This window comes from Candidatus Contendobacter odensis Run_B_J11 (assembly GCF_000531125.1).
Taxonomy (GTDB): domain Bacteria; phylum Pseudomonadota; class Gammaproteobacteria; order Competibacterales; family Competibacteraceae; genus Contendibacter; species Contendibacter odensensis.
In genome coordinates, this window is the sequence record NZ_CBTK010000278.1 from 13,286 (window position 1) to 33,065 (window position 19,780).

17 protein-coding genes are annotated in these 19,780 nt (G+C 59.0%); 6 read left to right on the forward strand and 11 right to left on the reverse strand.

Annotated features, from left to right (window positions below; genetic code table 11):
- Positions 1-2: 2 nt before the first annotated feature.
- The 6 genes from wecB to BN874_RS17275 form a co-directional block, all read right to left on the reverse strand.
- Positions 3-1,133: a non-hydrolyzing UDP-N-acetylglucosamine 2-epimerase gene (wecB, locus tag BN874_RS17250; RefSeq protein ID WP_034435526.1), complete on the reverse strand. Its 1,131-nt coding sequence runs from the start codon at positions 1,131-1,133 to the stop codon at positions 3-5.
- Between the two features lie 172 nt (positions 1,134-1,305).
- Positions 1,306-2,406 carry an XrtA/PEP-CTERM system-associated ATPase gene (locus BN874_RS17255; RefSeq protein WP_081756485.1) on the reverse strand — a complete coding sequence of 367 codons (1,101 nt, stop codon included), beginning with the start codon at positions 2,404-2,406 and terminating at the stop codon, positions 1,306-1,308.
- 8 nt (positions 2,407-2,414) lie between these two features.
- The gene (locus tag BN874_RS17260; RefSeq protein ID WP_034435527.1) at positions 2,415-4,130 is read right to left on the reverse strand and encodes a TIGR03016 family PEP-CTERM system-associated outer membrane protein; all 1,716 of its coding nucleotides are present in this window, start codon (positions 4,128-4,130) and stop codon (positions 2,415-2,417) included.
- Positions 4,131-4,160: 30 nt separating this feature from the next.
- Complete coding sequence (locus BN874_RS17265; protein ID WP_081756486.1) at positions 4,161-5,072, reverse strand: XrtA-associated tyrosine autokinase; 912 nt, start codon at positions 5,070-5,072, stop codon at positions 4,161-4,163.
- Positions 5,073-5,093: 21 nt separating this feature from the next.
- Complete coding sequence (locus BN874_RS17270) at positions 5,094-6,695, reverse strand: XrtA system polysaccharide chain length determinant (RefSeq protein WP_034435528.1); 1,602 nt, start codon at positions 6,693-6,695, stop codon at positions 5,094-5,096.
- 34 nt (positions 6,696-6,729) lie between these two features.
- On the reverse strand, positions 6,730-7,383 hold the full coding sequence (locus BN874_RS17275) for an XrtA/PEP-CTERM system exopolysaccharide export protein (RefSeq protein ID WP_034435529.1): 654 nt from the start codon (positions 7,381-7,383) through the stop codon (positions 6,730-6,732).
- Between the two features lie 220 nt (positions 7,384-7,603).
- On the opposite strand from BN874_RS17275, the gene BN874_RS17280 reads away from it, so the two are divergent.
- Genes BN874_RS17280 through BN874_RS17295 form a run of 4 tightly spaced genes read left to right on the forward strand, consistent with a single transcriptional unit; the run spans position 7,604 to position 13,101 of the window.
- Positions 7,604-8,296, forward strand: a complete 693-nt coding sequence (locus BN874_RS17280; protein WP_034435530.1) for an ABC transporter ATP-binding protein — start codon at positions 7,604-7,606, stop codon at positions 8,294-8,296.
- On the forward strand, positions 8,293-10,800 hold the full coding sequence (locus BN874_RS17285) for an ABC transporter permease (RefSeq protein WP_034435531.1): 2,508 nt from the start codon (positions 8,293-8,295) through the stop codon (positions 10,798-10,800). The genes BN874_RS17280 and BN874_RS17285 overlap by 4 nt, the downstream gene beginning before the upstream one ends.
- Complete coding sequence (locus BN874_RS17290) at positions 10,801-11,973, forward strand: lipocalin-like domain-containing protein (protein WP_034435532.1); 1,173 nt, start codon at positions 10,801-10,803, stop codon at positions 11,971-11,973. It abuts the gene before it with no gap.
- 33 nt (positions 11,974-12,006) lie between these two features.
- A complete protein-coding gene (locus tag BN874_RS17295) occupies positions 12,007-13,101 on the forward strand; it encodes an ADP-ribosylglycohydrolase family protein (RefSeq protein ID WP_034435533.1) in 1,095 nt (364 codons plus the stop codon).
- Here the strand turns inward: BN874_RS17295 and BN874_RS22850 are convergent.
- Genes BN874_RS22850 through BN874_RS17310 form a run of 3 tightly spaced genes read right to left on the reverse strand, consistent with a single transcriptional unit; the run spans position 13,098 to position 17,580 of the window.
- The gene (locus tag BN874_RS22850; RefSeq protein WP_051497987.1) at positions 13,098-16,028 is read right to left on the reverse strand and encodes a sensor domain-containing protein; all 2,931 of its coding nucleotides are present in this window, start codon (positions 16,026-16,028) and stop codon (positions 13,098-13,100) included. The genes BN874_RS17295 and BN874_RS22850 overlap by 4 nt on opposite strands.
- Positions 16,025-16,981 carry an EamA family transporter RarD gene (rarD, locus tag BN874_RS17305; protein ID WP_051497988.1) on the reverse strand — a complete coding sequence of 319 codons (957 nt, stop codon included), beginning with the start codon at positions 16,979-16,981 and terminating at the stop codon, positions 16,025-16,027. Before rarD ends, BN874_RS22850 begins: the two co-directional genes overlap by 4 nt.
- 14 nt (positions 16,982-16,995) lie before the next feature.
- Entirely contained in the window at positions 16,996-17,580 is a 585-nt protein-coding gene (locus BN874_RS17310; RefSeq protein WP_034435534.1) for a TMEM165/GDT1 family protein, read from the reverse strand.
- 33 nt (positions 17,581-17,613) lie between these two features.
- Here BN874_RS17310 and BN874_RS17315 point away from each other — a divergent pair, with 33 nt between their 5' ends.
- Positions 17,614-18,030 (forward strand): DUF2845 domain-containing protein, encoded by a 417-nt coding sequence (locus BN874_RS17315; protein ID WP_081756488.1) that lies wholly within the window; start codon positions 17,614-17,616, stop codon positions 18,028-18,030.
- Between the two features lie 7 nt (positions 18,031-18,037).
- Here the strand turns inward: BN874_RS17315 and BN874_RS17320 are convergent, their stop codons facing one another.
- A complete protein-coding gene (locus BN874_RS17320) occupies positions 18,038-19,228 on the reverse strand; it encodes a DUF790 family protein (RefSeq protein WP_034435536.1) in 1,191 nt (396 codons plus the stop codon).
- 132 nt (positions 19,229-19,360) lie between these two features.
- On the opposite strand from BN874_RS17320, the gene BN874_RS17325 reads away from it, so the two are divergent.
- A complete protein-coding gene (locus tag BN874_RS17325) occupies positions 19,361-19,582 on the forward strand; it encodes a hypothetical protein (RefSeq protein WP_034435537.1) in 222 nt (73 codons plus the stop codon).
- Positions 19,583-19,605: 23 nt separating this feature from the next.
- Here BN874_RS17325 and BN874_RS23890 read toward each other — a convergent pair whose 3' ends face one another.
- Complete coding sequence (locus tag BN874_RS23890) at positions 19,606-19,740, reverse strand: DUF2442 domain-containing protein (protein ID WP_081756489.1); 135 nt, start codon at positions 19,738-19,740, stop codon at positions 19,606-19,608.
- Between the last annotated feature and the right edge of the window lie 40 nt (positions 19,741-19,780).

Here is a 19,780-nt window from a genome sequence, read left to right on the forward strand (position 1 = left end):
GTTCATCCCGCCGATCCCAGTTCATTTACCAACACCGCCGTGATGCGTTCGGCGGCATGTCCATCCCAGCACTCTGGAATACGTCCGGCCTTGCCGCCGCCGGTCAACACCTCCCGCGCCGCCGCCAGAATGCGCTCAGGATCGATCCCGACTACGGTATTGGTACCCTCGGTCACTGTGATCGGGCGCTCGGTATTTTCGCGCAAGGTCAAACAGGGGACGCCCAACGCGGTGGTTTCTTCCTGAATGCCGCCGGAATCAGTCAACACCAGCCGCGCCCGTTGCATCAGCCCCAGCATTTCCAGATAACCCAAGGGGGGTAGACAACAGCAGCGAGGACTATCCAGCAGCGCGCTCAACCCCGCTTTTTCAATCATCCCACGAGTGCGCGGGTGTACCGGAAACACCAGCGGCACTTCAGTGCTGAGTTCGCTCAACGCGGTCAGCAGACCCGCCAAGGCCACGGGATCATCCACATTCGACGGCCGGTGCAAAGTCAGTACCCCATAACCGCAGGACTCATTGAGGAATTCCGCCGCATGGGGCACGGTGGCCAAGGTTTGTGCGGGCGGCGTCGCTCGCGGCAAACTGGCCCGCAGGGTATCGATCATCACGTTGCCGACGAAATGCACTCGCGCTGATTCAATGCCCTCCCGCGTCAGATGAGCCAGCGCCGCCCGTTCGGTGATAAACAGCAGGTCCGAGATTTGGTCGGTCAGTACCCGATTGATTTCCTCGGGCATGGTTCGGTCATAACTGCGCAACCCGGCCTCGACATGAATCACCCGGATGCCCTTCTTGGCGGCGACCAAGGCACAAGCAATCGTGGAATTGACATCCCCTACCACCAGCACCGCCGCCGGTTGCTCGGCATCCACCACCGGCTCGAAGCGCTTCATGATCTCGGCGGTCTGCACCGCATGGCTGGCCGAACCCACCTCCAGATCCACATCCGGGGTCGGAATGCCCAGTTGCTGGAAAAACTGCTGGTTCATTGCCACATCGTAGTGCTGGCCGGTATGCACCAGCCGCGCGGCCAATGGCACCGATGGCTGGCGCAGCGCCGCCATGATGGGCGCGATCTTCATAAAGTTGGGGCGGGCACCTACTACGCAGAGAATTTTGGGAAACATCAATTCATCCGTCCTTTACCCAATCAAATAGGGATTGATCCGTTGGAATAGTGTGGCACCGGCTTCCCGCCTATGAACGAAACACGGGCTGGAAGCCGGTGCCACGTTTCCGCAACTCAAACAGGATGGCTATAAACTCGCTTTCAACCGGAGGTCCCAACGCCCTGAGCGTTCAAGGTAACGGTGGTGGCTCAGTCGCGACCTCATCAGACAGGGTGTCGTCCATCCGCCGATCCAGATCAACCAGTTGTCGCCGGAGCGTCTGGATCGCCGGCTCCAATTGCAAGATGCGCCGCTCCAAGCGTTCCATTTGAATATCCTGCCATTCTGGATATTTCAACACCGTATCCATCGCGCTTTCCAACTCAGTCAGCCGCTGCTCCATGGCATGACTCACCCGCAACATGGAGCGGCCACCGCGCGCAGTTCGCCCGCTACCCGCTACCGGACGATCATCCTGGGTCAATTCCTGGCCCACCGCATCCACCGCGTCGGCGGAAAACTCGCGCAACTCCTCCAGAAATCCATACAGCAGCAATCGGTCGCAAAACACATTCACCCGGCGCGGAATCCCTTCGGTGTACCGATAGATGGCGGTGTAGGCCTCATCACTGAAGCGCAATTCGTCGCGCTGCCAGCCGACGATCTGCAAGCGGTGTTCGATGTAATCGCGGGTTTCGCCATCGCTCAGTGGGGTCAGGTGGCAGGAGGCGATCACCCGTTGCCGTAACTGCTCCATGTCCGGATCTTGCAGGGTGATGCGAAACTCATCCTGCCCCAACAGAAAACTTTGCAGCAACGGCGCTTCGGCGATCTGGAAATTCGACAGCATCCGCAGTTCTTCCAGCGACTGGAGCGGCAGATTCTGCGCCTCATCCACCACCAGCAACACCCGCCGTCCCTGCTGGGCCTGTTCGCGCAGAAAATCTTCAAAGCGTCTCAGCAGCACCGCCTTGCCCACATCCTCGTAAGGCAGGCCGAACGCGGCGACTACACTGCGCAACATTTCATCAGCTTCCAACTGCGTGGTCACCAACTGGGCGGCCACTACATGATGCGACGGGTTGGCTTTGATTTCGTCGAACAGGCTCTTGACCAATGTGGTCTTGCCGGTGCCGATGCCACCGGTGATCACGATGAAGCCTTCACCCTGGCTGACGCCGTAGCGCAGATAAGCCAGTGCCCGGCTATGCGCCCGGCTACCGAAGAAAAACCGTGGATCGGGACTGAGCTGAAAGGGTTTGGCCGTGAAGCCATAGTAGCGGGTGTACATGCGTAGGTTCAGAACTTCATGCTGAGACGGGCGTTGAGCCGGTTTTCACGGAATCCCTGATCCGAAGGATCCGCGTCGTTCTGGTAGTAGCGATAACTGATCAGTCCACCCAGATCCGGACTGAACACCCGTGCCAACCCAAGAACCGACACCCAGTAGTCGTTCTGCTGGTCATCGCCCAAGTCATCGCGTTCCCAACCTGTTCCGAGAAACGAGGCGGTGCGCGGTGCGAATCGCCAAGTCCAGAGTGCGCCGAGGCCATAGCTATCCTCGTTGTTCAGGTTGGCGCCTTGGAATTCGCGGCTTTCACTGAAGGCATTGAAACCCAGCGCGTTACGACCGCGCTGATACGTCACGCCCGTAGTAAAAAACTTGCGCAGAAAAGACTGATTGGTCAGTCCCAAAGAACCATTGGGGAGGATGATTTGACCTTGACCATCCAAAGCGATGGGCTGGCCGTCCGGTCCTAGTCCAGTCAGGCTGTTGCCGAGCAATTCCTGAACCGTGGTCACTTCCTGGGTGTAACTGGCCGACCACACGCTGTAGCGGGTTTTATAACTCAATGAACCGTTCCAGTAGACGCCGGGACTGGTGCCGACTCCCTGGTAACTGCGGCTGACCTGCAACGCCGTGCGCGGCGAAGGATTCCATTGCACAGCGATCTCGTTGAAATTCAATCCATACAGACCGGTGAGGGAATAAAAGCGGCTGGGCGTCCAGGTTGCGCCCAACCCCCAGTGAGCCCCATTTTGGTTATCTGTATAGCCGGTATTGTTGTCATAGCCACCCTGCGCCAATAACTTCCAAGCATCGCTTAATTTATAACTCAACTGACCGGATACACTCTCCTGCTGAGTGTTCCCGCCTCCCAGATTACTATTTCCGCCCTCCTGGACATTACTGCTCTGCTGTCCATCCTGTTGCTGGTAGGAATAGGCGAGGTTCCAGCCGAGTCGGCTAAACCGGCGGCCGCTATCGAGATTAAAGGTGACCGCCTGGGTCTGGCTGTTGAATTCACTTTGCCCGTAGCCGGTGTCGTTATAGCGGTACCGCAGCAATGCTTTCGCCCAGTCGCCAAAATTCCGGCGCCAGGAAGGGCTGATACCAAAATTGGCTGCGGTGGTCTGATCGTTACCGGTCAAGGCGATATTGCCGAAAATGCCGACTGGATTGAACAGATCTGCGGCGCCCGGCAACACCCCCAAATTAAAGTTAATCAGCCCAAGGGCACCCCCCGATGTGCCGCCTCCACCCAATCCCAAATTACCCGCATCCACCCGACCACCCGATGTGACCGGCACTTGCGAGATCGAACCGTAAGCATCCACGAACAAGTGATCCTGATACAGTTCTGCGGTTCCGAACGCCAAGAGGTTATTGTTGATCTTGCTGGCATCAGTATTGTTGGCGTACAGCAACCCCTGTGCGGTGTAATCCAGCCGCAAGTCCAGCCGTCCACCCTGTTTGCGGATGGAAACCCCCGGATCAACCTGTAAAACCAGATCCCCCTCGGCCTCGTCCGCCGGCGCCAGGCGGATATTGTCGGAGTAGGTCGTGCCCACACTCAATCGCGGGGTAATCCGCCACTCTTGCAGCAATTCACCCGCATCCTGCGCCCCGCAGGGCGAACTCAGCAGCAACCCGGATGCCAGCGAGCCTGCCAACACCACTCGCCAGAGCAAGGGTCGCACCGCTTCACACTGCACCAGGTTCACCCGCAGCACCCCACTCGTCCGCCAAAAAATCGGTTGTTTTCACCGCGACTCAGTGTCCGCATCGCTGCCATACCCGTAGCCATACCCATAGCTATAGTAATCTGAGCCGAGCGTGCCACGCGCCTTGTTCAGTACGAACCCCACGATCTGATTGGGATTCAGCAAAGCCAAAGCTTCCTTGACATGGGATTGTTGGGTACGCCCGGCACTGACCACCATGATAACTTGTCCCATCAGGCTGGCTAACACGCTGGCTTCGGTCGTCGCCAGCAGCGGTGGCGAATCGAAGATAATGATGCGGTCGGGATAGCGACTGCTCATCTCCGTCGCCAGTTTGAGCATGTTCTCGCTGGCGAGCAATTCGGTGGACAGATGATGCTTGCTGCCGGCGGGTAAAATCGTCAGTGAGGGCACGTTGGTGTCCAGCAGTACATCGGCCAGATCCAACTGGTCATCGATCAGAAAATCCACCAGACCGAGCGCAGCCTCGAATCCCAAGACCCGCGCCACTGAAGGCTTGACCACGTCAGCATCCACCAGCAGCACGGTTCGATCCCGCTCGGCGGCAATGCTCAGAGCCAGATTACAGGCCGTAAACGTCTTGCCCTCACCCGGCCGGGCGCTGGTCACCATGATCAAATTGGCATGTTCGACCGTTGAGGCGCCCTTGCCATCGATATTCATCAGCAAAGGCCGCTTGACATGACGATATTCCTCCTTGATCCGGCTACGCCGGGTATCGGGCACCAGCATTCCCGCAGCACTGATCCATTCCATATTGAGCGTCACTGAACGCTGGGTTCGCTTAGGCGCGACTGGCGCGGCGACCGGAGCCACTGCGGCGCGACCGATAGCCCGTTCGATGGCATTCTCCTCGATCTTGGGGACAACCACCGGTGGCGCGCTGGGGGCGTGCGACCGACCTAGCATGGCTTTCTCGATACTATCCATTCGTCATGCTCCAAAATCGCACTAGAACGGCCATTGGAGGCCGACCGTTTCCACCACCAGCAACCCGGCGTATGCCACCAGCAACATCCCGCCCAACGAAGCATAAGCGACGACCAGCAATCGCTCGCGTCGCACATCAGCCATTGACAATACCGCGCTCACGCTGCCGAACACGGGAACATTGGTGAGTTGCATCAGACTGCGCCGGGTGTCGAAGGTCGGCCACAACTGCGAAATCAGAAAAGCCAGCGCCACGCCAACCGCCAACCCCGCGCCCAGCACCATGGACATCAACAGCGGACGGTTGGGACCGGACGGTTGCAGTGGCACTCGCGGCGGATCGATGATCTTGAAGCGGACATCCTGGCTGGTCTGTTCGATCTGTTGCGACATCTTGGCCGACTCGCGCCGAGTCAACAGATCCTCGAATTTCCTGCGGTTGACTGCGTAATCACGATTCAGTCCCGCCAGATCGGCTTCGATCTGTGGAACGGTGTCGACCTGTCCCTGCAATTCCTTGACGCGCCGGTCGAAAGCGGCCACCCGGGCCTGTAGCGAAGCGATATTGGCTTCCTCCTGGCCCAAGGCGATTTTCAGTTGCTGATACACCGGATTGGCATCCACCCCCTGCGGGCCGAAACTGCTGGTATTGTTATCGCTAGAGCTAGCCGTACTGGCCGCGCTGGCCGCGTATTGCGCCAGTTCTTCATCCCGTTGCTTCTTGAGATCGAGCATAGTCTGCTTGATGATGATGACGTCGGGATGTTTCTCGGTGTACTTAATCAGAAGTTCATCCAGCATTTTCTCCAGATTCTGGATCCGGGTATCAATCGGCAGGGCGGTTGCTGCTTTCCTAGGGTCAGAGCCGGGTTGCGGCCCGATACCGAAGGTGGGTTCCTCACCCCCGATCTGCTGGAGCAGTGAGTTGCGACGGTTCTCGGCCTGGGTCAATTCCAGTCGGGCCGCTTCCAGCTCCGTAGTGGCCTGTTGCATGCGGCTGAAATAGCTCTGCCCTTCCGCGCCCATCAGTGCGACATTCTTGCGCTTGAATTCCTTGACCCGGTCTTCCGCCTCCGCCAGTCGATCCTCGTATTCAGCGATCTGCTTGTCCAAAAACCGCTGAGCCGTATCTGTGTCCAGCCGGGTATCGCCCAGCAGATTTTCCGCAAATACCGTCACTACTGCCTGCACCACCTTCTTGGCCAGTTCTGGATTGCGATCCTGGTAGGCGACGCTGTATAGATTCTCCCGGCCAGATGCCCCAAGCCTAATTTTTTTCTGCAACCCATTGAGCTTTTGATCCAGCGCATCGGGATCCTTGGCCTGAATATCCAGATCGGTCAGCCGGGCGATCTTTTCCAGGTTCGGACGGCTCAGTAAAGTACGGGTCACCAGCCCAATTTGGGCATCCGGGTTAACATTCACCGCCAGCCCCTGCAACAATGGCCGCAGGACGGACTGGGTATCTACGAACACGCGCGCCGAGGCCTCGTACTGATCCGGGAGTTTGTGGACCACCACCCACCCGATCAGACAGACCAGCCAGGCACAGCCCAAGGCATACCAGCGATTACGCCAGATGCCCCGCAGGTAGCCCAGCAATTGTTCGATAATCTCGTTCATGCTCGCGACCTCCGCGCCGATCCGGCGCGCCCGTTCAGAACCAAGACTCCGGAACGATCAGGATATCGCCCGGCAACATATCCACGTTGGCGGTAATGTCGCCGTCATTCAGCAGGTCGTTCACCCGCACTTCATACTCTTTCTGCTTATCGTCTACGACCCGCACCACCTTGGTCTTATTGCCATCAGCAAATTGAGTCAAACCGCCGACTACAATCATTACGTCCAGCAGGGTCATCTTTTGTTTGTAAGCAATCGCCTGCGGCTTGGCGGCTTGGCCTACCACGCGAATCTGCTCGCTGTAAGGACCGATGCCACCGGCAACGATTACGGTGACAATCGGCTGACGGATGTAGGTCTCCAGCGCCTTTTCCAAGTCGCGGGCCAGTTGGGTAGGCGTCTTACCGCTGGCCTGCAAATCTTCCACCAGTGGCGTACTGATCTTGCCATCCGGTCGAACCGTGACTCCCTGGGAAACTTCGGGGTTGCGCCAGACAAAAATCTGCACACTGTCGCCCGGTCCAATCAAATAATTATAGGTTTCCGGGGACGTAGTTTGGGAACCATAGCTAGTGGAGGAAGGAAGACTCACCCCTTCTTTTGAGCTGGCGCATGCGCCGAGTACGATAGCGGACAGTACCAACCCACTGATCCGCGCCCCCTGTTGAAATATCCCAAGTTTCTGCATGTCCGTCACAGCCTCACCTGCCATTAACGATAAGCGGTATCACGATTCCGGCACTGTAGTTCCGGCCCAGTCCATCTGGAACTCCAGCCTCGCCGCCACCGGCCGAAAAGCCTTGGCGGCGGGAACCGTGCTGTCTGAATTACAGTCATTATTCACTGTTGTTTTCAAATTATCTTAGCCGGCTACGCATTTCCCGTCCATGGACACGGTACTAAAAATAATGGCTCTATCGGCTCCCTTCATCGCCATCCGTCATCTTAGCAAGCATTATGCCGAGGGTGACCAACAGCGGACTATCTTTGCTGATCTGACTCTGGACATCCATCGGGGCGAATTCGTAGCTCTGCTCGGCCAGTCCGGCTCCGGTAAATCCACACTGCTCAACCTGCTCAGTGGTATTGATCTGCCCGACAGCGGCCAAATCCAGATCGCCGGACGGATGCTGAACACCTTGCACGAGATCGAACGCACCCGTTTTCGCCGCCGTCATATTGGCTTCGTGTTTCAGTTCTTCAATCTGATTTCTACGCTGACGGTTGAAGAAAACCTGCTGCTGCCGCTGGAATTGAACCGGCGGGCGACGCCGGAGCAGCGCGACCTAGCGTTGGAGTTGCTGGATAACGTCGGGCTGGGCAATCGCCGGGCCAGCTTCCCGGAGCGCCTGTCCGGCGGTGAACAACAGCGATTGGCCATCGCCCGGGCGCTGGTTCACGGTCCTTGGCTGCTGTTGGCCGACGAGCCAACCGGCAATCTCGACACCGACACCGGCGAGCGGATTCTGGAGTTGCTGTTGAATCTGCATCGGCAGGCAAAAACGACTATCGTCATGGTCACTCACAGCCAGGAGGTCGCTGCCCGTGCCGACCGAATACTGATTCTGGACGCCGGCCACATCCGGGAGATTGCACGTTGACCCCACTGTTTTGGCGGGCGCTGCTGCGGCATCCCTGGCGGCATCCCTGGCAATTGGGACTGGCGATTCTTGGTATCGCTCTCGGCGTGGCGGTGGTGCTGGCGGTGGATTTAGCCAACGCCAGTGCCCGCCGCAGCTTCGATCTGGCGATGAACCGGATCACCGGCCATGCGACCCATCGCATCGTTGGCGGGGCGCAGGGTGTGCCCGAAACGGTGTATGTGCAATTGCGACTGGAACGCGGCATTCGGCTGGCCGGGCCAGTCGTGACCGGTTATCTACCCCGTGCTGACCTACCGGGACAATTACTGCAAATTCTCGGAGTTGACCCATTCGCGGAGGCGCCCTTTCGCGATCCCGCCGCTAATGCCACGGGCAGTAATGTTGACCTGCGCGCTTTGCTGCTGAATCCCGACGCTGCCCTGCTGCCAAGCGCCTTGGGCGAGCAGGTGATGCTGCGGCGCGGCGAGCAGCGCTTTATCCTAAAACGCGCGGGTACGTTGAACGGGCCGGAACTGGACGGATTGATCATCACCGACCTCAGCACCGCGCAAACCCTGTTGGGAAAAGCGGGCCGCCTCAGTCACATTGATCTGATGTTGCCGGATAACGCCAGCGGCGAACAACTGGCTGAACAACTACGTGCCTGGCTACCGCCGGATCTGCGGCTGGAGCAGCCGGGGATGCGTAATCAGGCCACGGCAGACCTCAGCGCCGCTTTTTCGCTGAATCTGACCGCCATGAGCCTGCTGGCGCTGGTGGTCGGGATGTTTCTCATCTACAACGCCATGACCTTTTCCGTGGTGCAACGCCGCGCGTTGTTGGGAATGCTCAGGGCGTTGGGCGTCAGCCGCCGGGAACTGTTGATCGGGGTATTGGGCGAGGCTTTGCTGCTTGGGCTGGCGGGCGCCCTGCTGGGCGGGATCATGGGACTGTGGATTGGATCAGGGCTGGTGCATCTGGTGACTCGCACCATCAACGACTTGTATTACGTTCTCAGCGTTCGCGAGTTTTTTATCGAACCGTGGTCGCTGGCCAAGGGAGTGGCGCTGGGTCTGCTGGCAACGCTGGCGGCGGCCTGGCTACCCGCACGGGAAGCCGCCAACGCTCCGCCAGGCCGGGTGTTGAGCCGCACCGATCTGGAAAGTCGTTGGCAAGCCGCTTTGCCTCGCTTGATCGGGATCGGACTGGCGCTGCTGGGGGGTGGCGGTCTGATTCTGTGGTTCTCCGATGAACTGGTCTCCGGTTTCGCCGGGCTGTTTCTGCTGATTCTCGGTTGTGCGCTGCTGACGCCGCCGGCCGTAGTCGGCCTGGTTGGACTGATCCAGCCACTGACAGCTCACATGGGATTACTGGCGCGAATGGCCAGCCGGGATGTCGTTCGCCATCTTAGTCGCACCGGCATTGCGGTTGCGGCGCTGATGGTGGCGTTTGCGACCACCGTCGGCGTCGGGGTGATGGTGGACAGCTTCCGGGGCGGCGTCGTGATCTGGATCAACGATTTACTGAACGCTGATTTGTACATCGCGCCACCGGCTATTGAGGGCAGCGGCGACCGTTCGGAGGCGGTCGCTCCGGCGGCGTTGACGGTGTTGCGAAATACGCCGGGAGTGGCAGCGATCTCTACTTATCGAGGCGCAAAAGTTGAGCTTGACGGACGCACCCTCACCTTGATCGCAGCGGAGTTGGCGCCTGCCGCTCAAGCGGGTTATCACTTGATGGATGGTGATTCAGCCACCGCTTGGCAGGCGTTTCAAACCGGTGAGGCGATCCTGATTTCCGAACCGCTGGCGTATCGAAGCCACCTGTCTGCCGGTGATTCGCTGCAATTGCCAACGGATCGCGGAACACAGCGCTTTACCATTGCTGGGGTGTTTCTGGATTACGGCTCGGAACATGGGCGGATTTTGCTGCATCGCTCCGGCTACCAGCGTTATTGGCAGGATCCAGTAGTTGGTTCAGTGGCCGTCTTCGCTGCGCCGGGTGAAAATCTGGCCAGCTTGCGCGAACGCTTGCAGGAACGGCTGGGATCGATCCAACCGCTGCTGATTCGTTCCAACCGCGACATTCAAAGCTTCACCCTGGAAATCTTCGAGCGCACCTTCACTATTACCCGGGTCTTGCGCCTGCTGGCCATTCTGGCGGCGGTGGTCGGGGTGTTGAGCGCGCTGCTGGCGCTGCAATTGGAGCGGGCGCGGGAGTTTGCCGTGTTGCGCGCCATTGGCATGACCACCGCTGAAATTGGCGGACTGGTGTCGTTGCAAACGGGATTTATGGGGGCCGCCGCCGGATTGTTGGCCCTACCGACCGGGCTGCTGCTGGCAGCGGTGCTGATTTTCGTCATCAACCGTCGAGCCTTCGGCTGGAGCCTGCCGTTTCAGGTAGATCCGATGCTGTTGCTGGAAACATTGACGCTGGCGATCATTGCCGCCTTGCTGGCGGGGCTGTATCCGATCTGGCGCATGGCTCGCGCCCGGCCCGCTGACGCACTCAGGACGGAATAGATGAACCGACGCAACCGTTATGGGTGGAGAATCGGACTGCTGGCAATGGCGCTGATCATCGGTGTGACTGGCTACCGTCTGCTGCAACCGTCACCCCAACCGACCGGTGGAATCACCGTTGGCTCGGCCCTGGGCGGAGGTGATAACGTCGGCTATCAGCGGGCTTACCAACCTCGTCCGCTGCAATTCCCCACCGATCACGGGCCACACCCGGAATTTCGTAATGAATGGTGGTACGCCACCGGAAATCTGAGCGACGCTGCGGGCCGACAATTTGGCTATCAGTTGACCCTGTTCCGCATCGCCCTGTCGCCAACCCCGCCAGTAGCGGATTCAGCTTGGCGCACCCATCAGATTTACATGGGGCACTTCGCCCTAACCGATGTCGCTGGCAACCGGCATTATGGATTCGAGCGCTTCAGCCGGGGCGCAGTAGGACTGGCTGGGGCGCAGGCGACGCCGTTCCGAGTCTGGCTGGAAGACTGGGCGCTGACCGGATCGGAATCCGCTATTTTTCCGCTGCGGCTGCACGCTCAAGAGGGTGAAATCACCCTTGATCTGACGCTGAATGTCGCCAAACCGATGGTTTTGCAGGGCGACCGGGGCTTAAGCCAGAAAACCGCTGAACCGGGCAATGCCTCCTATTACTACTCCTACACCCGTCTGCCAACTCAAGGTCTAGTTCGGGTGGGCGATCACTCCTTTGCGGTGAGCGGCGCCAGTTGGCTGGATCGGGAATGGAGCACCAGTGCATTGGGGCCGGATCAGCGTGGTTGGGACTGGTTCGCGCTGCAACTGGACGATGGGAGGGACTTCATGTTCTACCGCTTGCGTCGCAACGACGGCAGTATGGACCCCTTCAGCAGGGGCGTTCTGGTCGAAGCCGGGGGTCAGGCCCGATCACTGCGCTGGGATGAAGTGGAGTTGCAACCGCTGGGTGAATGGGCCAGTCCCAACAGCGGTGATCGCTATCCCGCCGGTTGGCGTTTGCGCGTATCCGCCGAGAAGCTGGATTTAACGATCACCCCAAAAGTAGCTGATCAGGAAATGCGGCTGACGGTGCGCTATTGGGAAGGAGCGGTTGCGGTGACCGGCCATGCGGGCGATCAACCGATGAACGGGCAGGGCTATCTGGAAATGACGCGGTATGAACCGTCTACCGTAATCCGTTGAATCTCCGCGCAATAGGCTATGCAAGGTGAAACTATGAGCATCATCACTCAGACCGAACGAATTCGGGGCGCATTGTGGGGAATGTTCGTCGGTGATGCGCTGGCGATGCCGGTTCATTGGTATTACAACATAGCGGCGCTACAGCGGGATTTCGGCACGATCCGCGACTACCAGGCTCCCAAGGATCACCATCCCAGTTCAATTATGGCGCTGGCCAGTACCGGCAAGGCCGGGCGTGGTTCCCAAGAGGGTGAAGTGGTCGGCAGTGTGATTCTCAAGGGCAAGAAGCATCATTGGGGACCACCCAACCGCCATTATCACCAAGGGATGCGGGCCGGCGACAACACGTTGAACCTGCTGTGTGCGCGGGTATTGATCCGAACGATGAACGCGATGGGTCGCTACGATCCGGCCACTTTTCTGCGCGAATACATCGCTTTCATGACTGTCCCGGACCGCCATGACGACACTTACGCTGAATCCTATCACCGTGACTTTTTTGCCCACTATGCGCGTGGCCTGCCACCGGAACGCTGCGCCGGAGCCGAAGGGCATGACACCGCCTCTATCGGTGGGCTGGTGACGTTGCCGCCGGTGATTTTCGCCGCGCTGCGTGAAGGCGACCGGGCGGCAGCGGACACAGCAGCGCTGATGCAATTACGGCTGACCCATCGCTCCGGCAAGCTGGAGCATTACGCGCTGGCGCTGAGTGAGTTGCTGGTTCGGTTGCTGCAAGACCCGGAAGCGCGGATTGGGCCGCTGGCCTGCGCGGTCGCCGAACGGCTGGGATTTCCAGCAACAGCAGTGGTCGGGCAGATCATCCGCAATCACCAATCCGATCTGGATGTGATCGGTGGCCTGCTCAGCCCCGCCTGCTACATTGATCAATCCTTTCCAGCGGCACTGTATCTGGCGGCGCGCTATCCAGACGACTTTGAGGCCGCGCTGGTCGCCAACACCAATGTCGGCGGCGACAACTGCCACCGGGGCGCGGTATTGGGGGCGATGCTGGGCGCGGCGCTGGGACTTCGGGCTATCCCTGAACGCTGGATTCAGGGGCTTCAGGCGCACGCCGCCTTGGAGGCGGAAATCGAGACCTTCATCGCCGGATTCGCCGGTACGCCTTAGCGTAGGCGCGCCCAACCCAGTTCCGCGCAACATCTGGCAAATTCAGCCGCTGGCACCGGCTTGCTGAAGTGATAGCCCTGCGCCGCGTCGCAGCCCTGCTCGCGCAGAAAGCGCAACTGTTCAAGCGTTTCGACGCCTTCAGCGACTACAGTTAGCCGCAGACTTTTACCCATCTGAATAATGGCGGTGGTAATAGCGGTATCGTCGGGATCGGCGGGGATGTCGCGGACAAAGGACTGGTCGATCTTGAGCCGGTTGATCGGGAAGCGCTTGAGATAGCTCAGGCTGGAATAGCCGATGCCGAAGTCGTCTACCGCGAATTTCACCCCCCGCGTCTGAAGCCGGCGCATGGTTCCGATCATTTTTTCGGTGTCCCGCATCAACAGGCTCTCAGTGATTTCCAGTTCCAGCAGTTCCGGCGCCAAGCCGACCGTTTCCAGCGCCTGGATCACCTGGTCTTCCAGATGGGGTTGCAGCCATTGTTTGGCCGACAGATTGACGGCGATGGGAATCGCCGGCAGTCCGGCATCCTGCCAACAGCGGTTCTGGGTGCAGGCGACGCGCAAAGTCCATTCGCCGATGGCGTTAATCAGCCCGGTTTCTTCGGCCACCGGAATAAATTTGATCGGCGGCACCAGGCCACGCTCAGGGTGTTGCCAGCGGATCAGGGCTTCCGCACCGATCAACCGGCCCGTCGCCAGCTCAAACTGCGGTTGATAATGCAGCACGAATTCATCGGCCTCCAGCGCATGTCGCAACTCGTTGCTCAGCGCGAACCGTTCTGATACCCGGTGGTTCAGTTCGACAGTGAAAAAGGCATAGCTGGCACGACCTGCTTCCTTGGCTTGATACATCGCACTGTCAGCAAACCGAATCAGCGTTGGGGGATCGGTCGCATCCAGCGGGTAAATGCTGACGCCAATGCTGGCGCCAATATGCAGGCGCTGGTCGTTCAGCATGAACGGCTCATGCAGGGCGTGTAGCAGATGATCGGCAACTTGGCCCACGGCGGCAGGATCGATAATGTCTGGCAGCACCAGGATAAATTCGTCGCCCCCCTGCCGGGCCAGCGTATCCTCTTGCCGAATGCAATGCCGCAACCGTTCGGTCACCTGCTGCAACAATTGGTCGCCAACCTCATGGCCCAGTGAATCATTGATGGTCTTGAAATGGTCAAGGTCCAAAAACAAAACGCCGACGTGCTGCCGTTTACGCTGGGCGTGGTGCAGTGCCTGGGCCAAGCGATCCAGCAGCAAGGTGCGATTGGGTAAACCGGTCAGTGGATCATGCGTCGCCATTTGATGAATGCGCGCTTCGGCGCTCTTACGCTGGGCTTCGCGGTCGAACAAATCCAGCGCGAAGGAAATCTCGCCAGCCAGATTGTTGAGCAGGTCGGTGATATCCGCCTCGAAAAAATTCCGCTCTGCTGCATAGGCGCTCAGACAGCCGACCACCCGACCGTTGCGCCGCAATGGGAAGGCAGCGCCGGCATGAATGCCCATTACGCCCGCCACTTGACGCCAACCCTGAGCGTTGGGATCGCTTGGAAAATCATTGTTCACCACCGGTGATCCCTGACGAAAGGCCATCCCGGTCGGCTCCCAAATCTCCGGGATGCTGGGATCATCGAACAAGTGAGTGCTGGCGAGATAGCGCGGATAGTCGGGTACCGCACCGGCATGCGCTGCCGGCTGGAATCCGCCGGTTTCCGAATCAACGAAACCGATGGTTGCTATTTGCATTTGCTCCAGATCGGCCACGATTTGGCAGACCTGCTGGAACAGATCATGAGGTTCGGCATGACGGATAATGGCGGCGCTGATCCGGCTGAGCGCAGCATAACAATGGCTCAGCCGCAGAATTTTCTGTTCGGCCTGTTTCTGCGGCGTCATGTCGCGGACGGCCTCGACCGTAACTTTGTGGCCCTGATAGGTGAAGCGGCGAAGGTAGATATCGGCATGGAACACCGTGCCGTCCTTGCGCCGGTGCAGGTGATCTACTCGCCGCGTTGACGGAGTGCTGAGTAGTTCGACGTGGGTCGCGGCATCAACGGCCAGGTCACGATCCCGCAGCGCCAGCAGTTCTTCCCGACTGTAACCGTACAGTTTGCAAGCCGCCGGATTGACATCAAAGATGCGGCCGTCGCGGCCATCCACCAACAGCAGCGAATCACCGATAGTGGCGAATACGCCACGGTATTTCACTTCGCTGGCCCGTAGTGCGGCTTCCATCTTCTTGCGGCGGGTGATGTCTTCCTTGATAGCGATGAAATGGGTAATGGTGCCTTTTTCATTGCGGATCGGTGCAATCGAGGCGGATTCCCAGTACAGCGTGCCGTCCTTGCGCCGGTTGCGAAACTCACCACGCCATTCCTGGCCGCTGACGAGGGTTCGCCATAGCCGCTGGTATTGTTCCGGCGGGGTCTTACCAGATTTAAGAATGCGCGGATTGGCGCCGATAACCTCGGCGGCGCTATAGCCAGTCACTTGGACAAACTGCGGATTGACGTACTCAATGGCACCAGCGCAGTTGGTGATAATGACCTGGTTGGCGCTGTTTTCAATAGCCCGTGAAAACAGCCGCAACTGGTGTTCCACCTGCCGCCGTTCGGTGATTTCCACGGTAAGCCGTTGTTGTTGCTGGAAAAAATCCCGTACCAGTTGCGCCAGTTGGCCGAATTCGGTATCCCGATCCGACAGTGAGTCGAGCAGGGCGGGATCGTGGCTGCGCAGGCTGCGCGCTAACAGGCGCAGCGGGCGGTTGATCCAGCGCAACAGCGCGACGAACAGGGTAACGAGCGCCAGCAGACCGCTGAGAATGAAGGTCAGGAGCGCGGCGTTCCTGATCAGCGCCACTATGAAGATGGCGATAATCAGCAGCAAGATGCCGAGAATACGAAGCTGGATTTTGCCGATGGGTAGCTTCATGGTGGCGGAGTTCCATGGCTCGATGCAGTAACCCAGCCGGATCGGCGGCGATGGCTGGACCAGGCGTCAGCACTGTACAGCACCAGCGCCAGCCAGATACAGCCGAATGCGGCCAGATGAATGGCGGTGAATGGTTCGCGGTAGACGGCGACCGCCAGCAGGAATTGCAGGGTGGGCGTCAGGTACTGAATCAGGCCAACAGTGGACAGACGCAGCAGACGGGTGGCTTCGAGAAACATCAGCAACGGAGCAACGGTGATCAGGCCAACGGCCAGCAGCAGCAGATCGGTGCTAACGTCCCCCGTGCCAAATGCGCCGGTTCCGCGCACCGCAAGCACCAATAGAAACAGCAGGGCGACCGGCGCCAGCAACGCGGTTTCCACGCCCAAGCCCAGCGCCGCCGGATGACCGGCTTTCTTGCGCAGCATCCCGTAGCTACCGAAACTCAGTGCCAAACTGAGGGCAATCCAGGGCACCAAGCCGTAACCCGCGATGAGAACCAGTACACCCACCGCAGCGAGGGCGACCGCCGCCCACTGGCGGGGATTCAGCCGCTCGTGCAGGAACAGCACACCCAGCACCACATTGACCAGTGGATTGATGTAGTAGCCAAGGCTGGCTTCCAGAATCCGCCCGTGCTGCACCGCCCAGATATACAACAGCCAATTGGTAGAAATCAGCAGCGTCGTTAGCAGGTAGAAGCGCAGGCGGCGCCAGTCGCGGAATTCAGCGCACAAGGCGTGCCACTGACCCTGCGCCAGAATCAGCGCCAGCAGCACCACCACCGACCACAAGATGCGGTGCGCCAGCACTTGCAGGGGAGGAACCTGCCCAAGCAGTTTGAAATAGATCGGGAACAGCCCCCAGATGCCAAAGCAGCCCAGCGCATTTAATACTCCGGTAAGGGAATGATCCACTGATGGATCAGGTGCGGGCGGTAAGGGCAGAGACATGCGCGGTATCCGCTTCAGCCCGGCAGAGTGGCGAAGGCCCGCCAGCCGGCGACCGCTGCCAGCAGCAGGAACAGGACGCCGCTGACCCGGTGTAGCAGAGGCATCGGCAATCGTTGCAATACAGTGCGTCCGGCCAGCACCCCCAACGCCGAAATCGCCGCCAATCCTAGCGTCCCGCCGACCCAGACCGGCAGCGCGTCCTGGGTGCTGGCGAGGCCGGCCACGGCGAGCTGGGTTTTATCCCCCAGTTCCGCCAGGAAAATGAGTACAAAGGTAGACAGCACCACACTTCGACCGCTTTTTTCCTCAACTTCGACTGTTTCCGCATCGGCTTCTCGCCAAGCTCGCCAGCCGAATACGGCGAACAGAACCGCCACGATAGCGGCCGTTGCCCATTCGGGCACCCAGGCGGCAACGGAAGCACCAAACAGAACCGCCAGCAGGTTGAGTACCGCGAATGCCAGCACCGCGCCGATTAACACCGGCGCGGGCGGATGACGAGCGGCCAGAGTCATGCAGACCAGTTGGGTTTTGTCACCCAGTTCGGCTAAAGCAATCAAACCAAATGCAGTGGATGTAGTGATGATAAAAGCGCTCATGACTATCTATGGTAGTTGCTATGGAAAGGTTGCATGATAACCATATTAGTGGCAATTCGGGTGGAGAAAACTATGCGTGGGTTTGGCTGGTTGGTCTTGGTATGCGCATTAGCGGTCGGCGCTACCAGTGCGGTCGCCGACAGCATTCGCTGTGGCGGTTATCTGGTGAACACCGGCGATTCCCAGTCGCGGGTGCTTCAGATCTGTGGCGAACCGCAACGCGCCTGGCAGGACGGTTTCATCGAACAGGTGGTGCGCCGGAATGAGGGCTATGCGGTCAATCCGGCGCCGCTGAATCCCGATGTCCGTCCGCCAGGTTACGAAACCGAGTATCGCCGAGTCATTCCCGTCTACCGTTGGGATTACAGTTTTGGGCCTGGAACCTTCCTGAAAACCCTGATTTTTCACGGCGATGTGCTGGTCAACATCCTTGATGGCCCACGGCAGTAAAGCCGTGTTAGCCGGTTGGTAACGTCAGCCGTTCCAGTACCTCCAGCACCGCACGCGGTTCCAGTTTACCCTTGAAAAACAGCACCGGGCCGGGTACATCCTGAAAATCCTCTGCGCCGACGTTCAGCCGTTCTGATACCGCCACAATCAAATCGGGCATGGCGGCACGGCGCAGCTTGTCCAGCTTGCGGCGCAGATAATCGGGATGCCAGAAGCCCATGATCTCGATATGCGCGATCCGTCCATCGGGATGACGCAGGGCAAAGTCGGGTACGAATACCGTTCCTTTCAAATCCACGATTTCCACTTCCCGCTCCAAAACCCACGGCGTATTGAGTTTTTCCCAGCGGCGGACAAAGTTTTCTTCCAGCAGGCTGTCATAAGCCGGCGGCGCGGCGCCCAGCGGCTTAAGCGGCGATTGTGAGTCGATCTGGTAGCTGAGTTCCTGGCCGTCCCGTTGCAATACCGCCACCATCTCCCAACGGCTGACCCGCAACAGCGCTGGCAGGAACACTGCCATTTGCAAGCCGTACTTGCGAGTTTGCTTGAACAGGCTGGCGGGGCCATCTACGTAAATCTGATAGCCGTCGTCCAAGTGGCCTTCAACCGCGTACATCAGCCCGTGAAACTTGAGATGGCGGAATAGTCGCCGGTATTCACCGGGAACATTGCGGTGGGCGATAAGGCGTAGACACAGCGCCGAGTACAGCAGTCCTTGCGCTTGGGCGAGGTTGTAGCGGTTTACCAGCGCCTCTGGAGTGAAATCCGGCAGCACCGTTAGTAGATGATGCTCCGGCAGGTCGGCATACAGCGCCTCGCGCAGCGTTTCTACCTCCAGTTGATAGCGCGGCGCGACTGCTTCCAGCACTTCCCGCGCCTGAGTTTCACCGTAACCGCCGCGCTCGGCGGCCAAGGTGAACACCTCCCGCCGCAGCGTTTCTGGTTCGAGTTCGCCAGTCGCCAGGGTGAATTCGGCGGCATTCAGCGCCAGATGAGCAAAGCCGCGCACGATGCGGTAATCGGGCGAGTCGCCTTCCAGCGCCCGTAATGCCGCCTGCAACTCGCCTCGAGTGCGATGCTGATGCTCGCAGATCAGGGTCAGAACCTGTTCGGCCCAGACCTGTTGCTCGCGGCGCAGAAAGCGCGGATAAATCTGGGCACCGCGTTTGTGGGAAAAGAGGAGATCGGAGGGTAGCATCGCTTCGGAATTGGCACTGGGAGCGCGTGGATCACACGCAGTCCGTCAGGGTTTGGGTAGGATTTATTGATTCGGCGGATATTCAGGCTCGCCCCACCGGTTATAGAAATAGTCGTAGTTGGCGATATGGTGATGCTGCGAAACCAGGGTTACGAAGTTATGGTGCGACCCAGTCGGTGGCAGTTGGGGTCGGAACAGGCAATGTTGCAAACGACACTGTTGGAGAGTTGGGTTAGTGCGGCGCTGGAAATTGCGCCCGAAGCTGCGGATGAACTGGCGAATTGGCAGTCTCAACGCCGCCGCTGGATTGAATACGGACAATCACGCTTGCAGGTTGGGCATCGGGACTTATGAGCATGGACAGGCACAGCGCCGAGTTAGGGTATGGGTATGCCATGTGTCCACAGTTCATATTCGCTAATATCTATTTCATCATTCCAATAAACTGCGTAGCCACCTTGATCAACCCGGACATTTTTGAAAAACGCCGAGTTTTTTAAGTCAGCAAACATTTCTTTTTCCAGCAAATGAATAACGTAATGTTTCCCATTT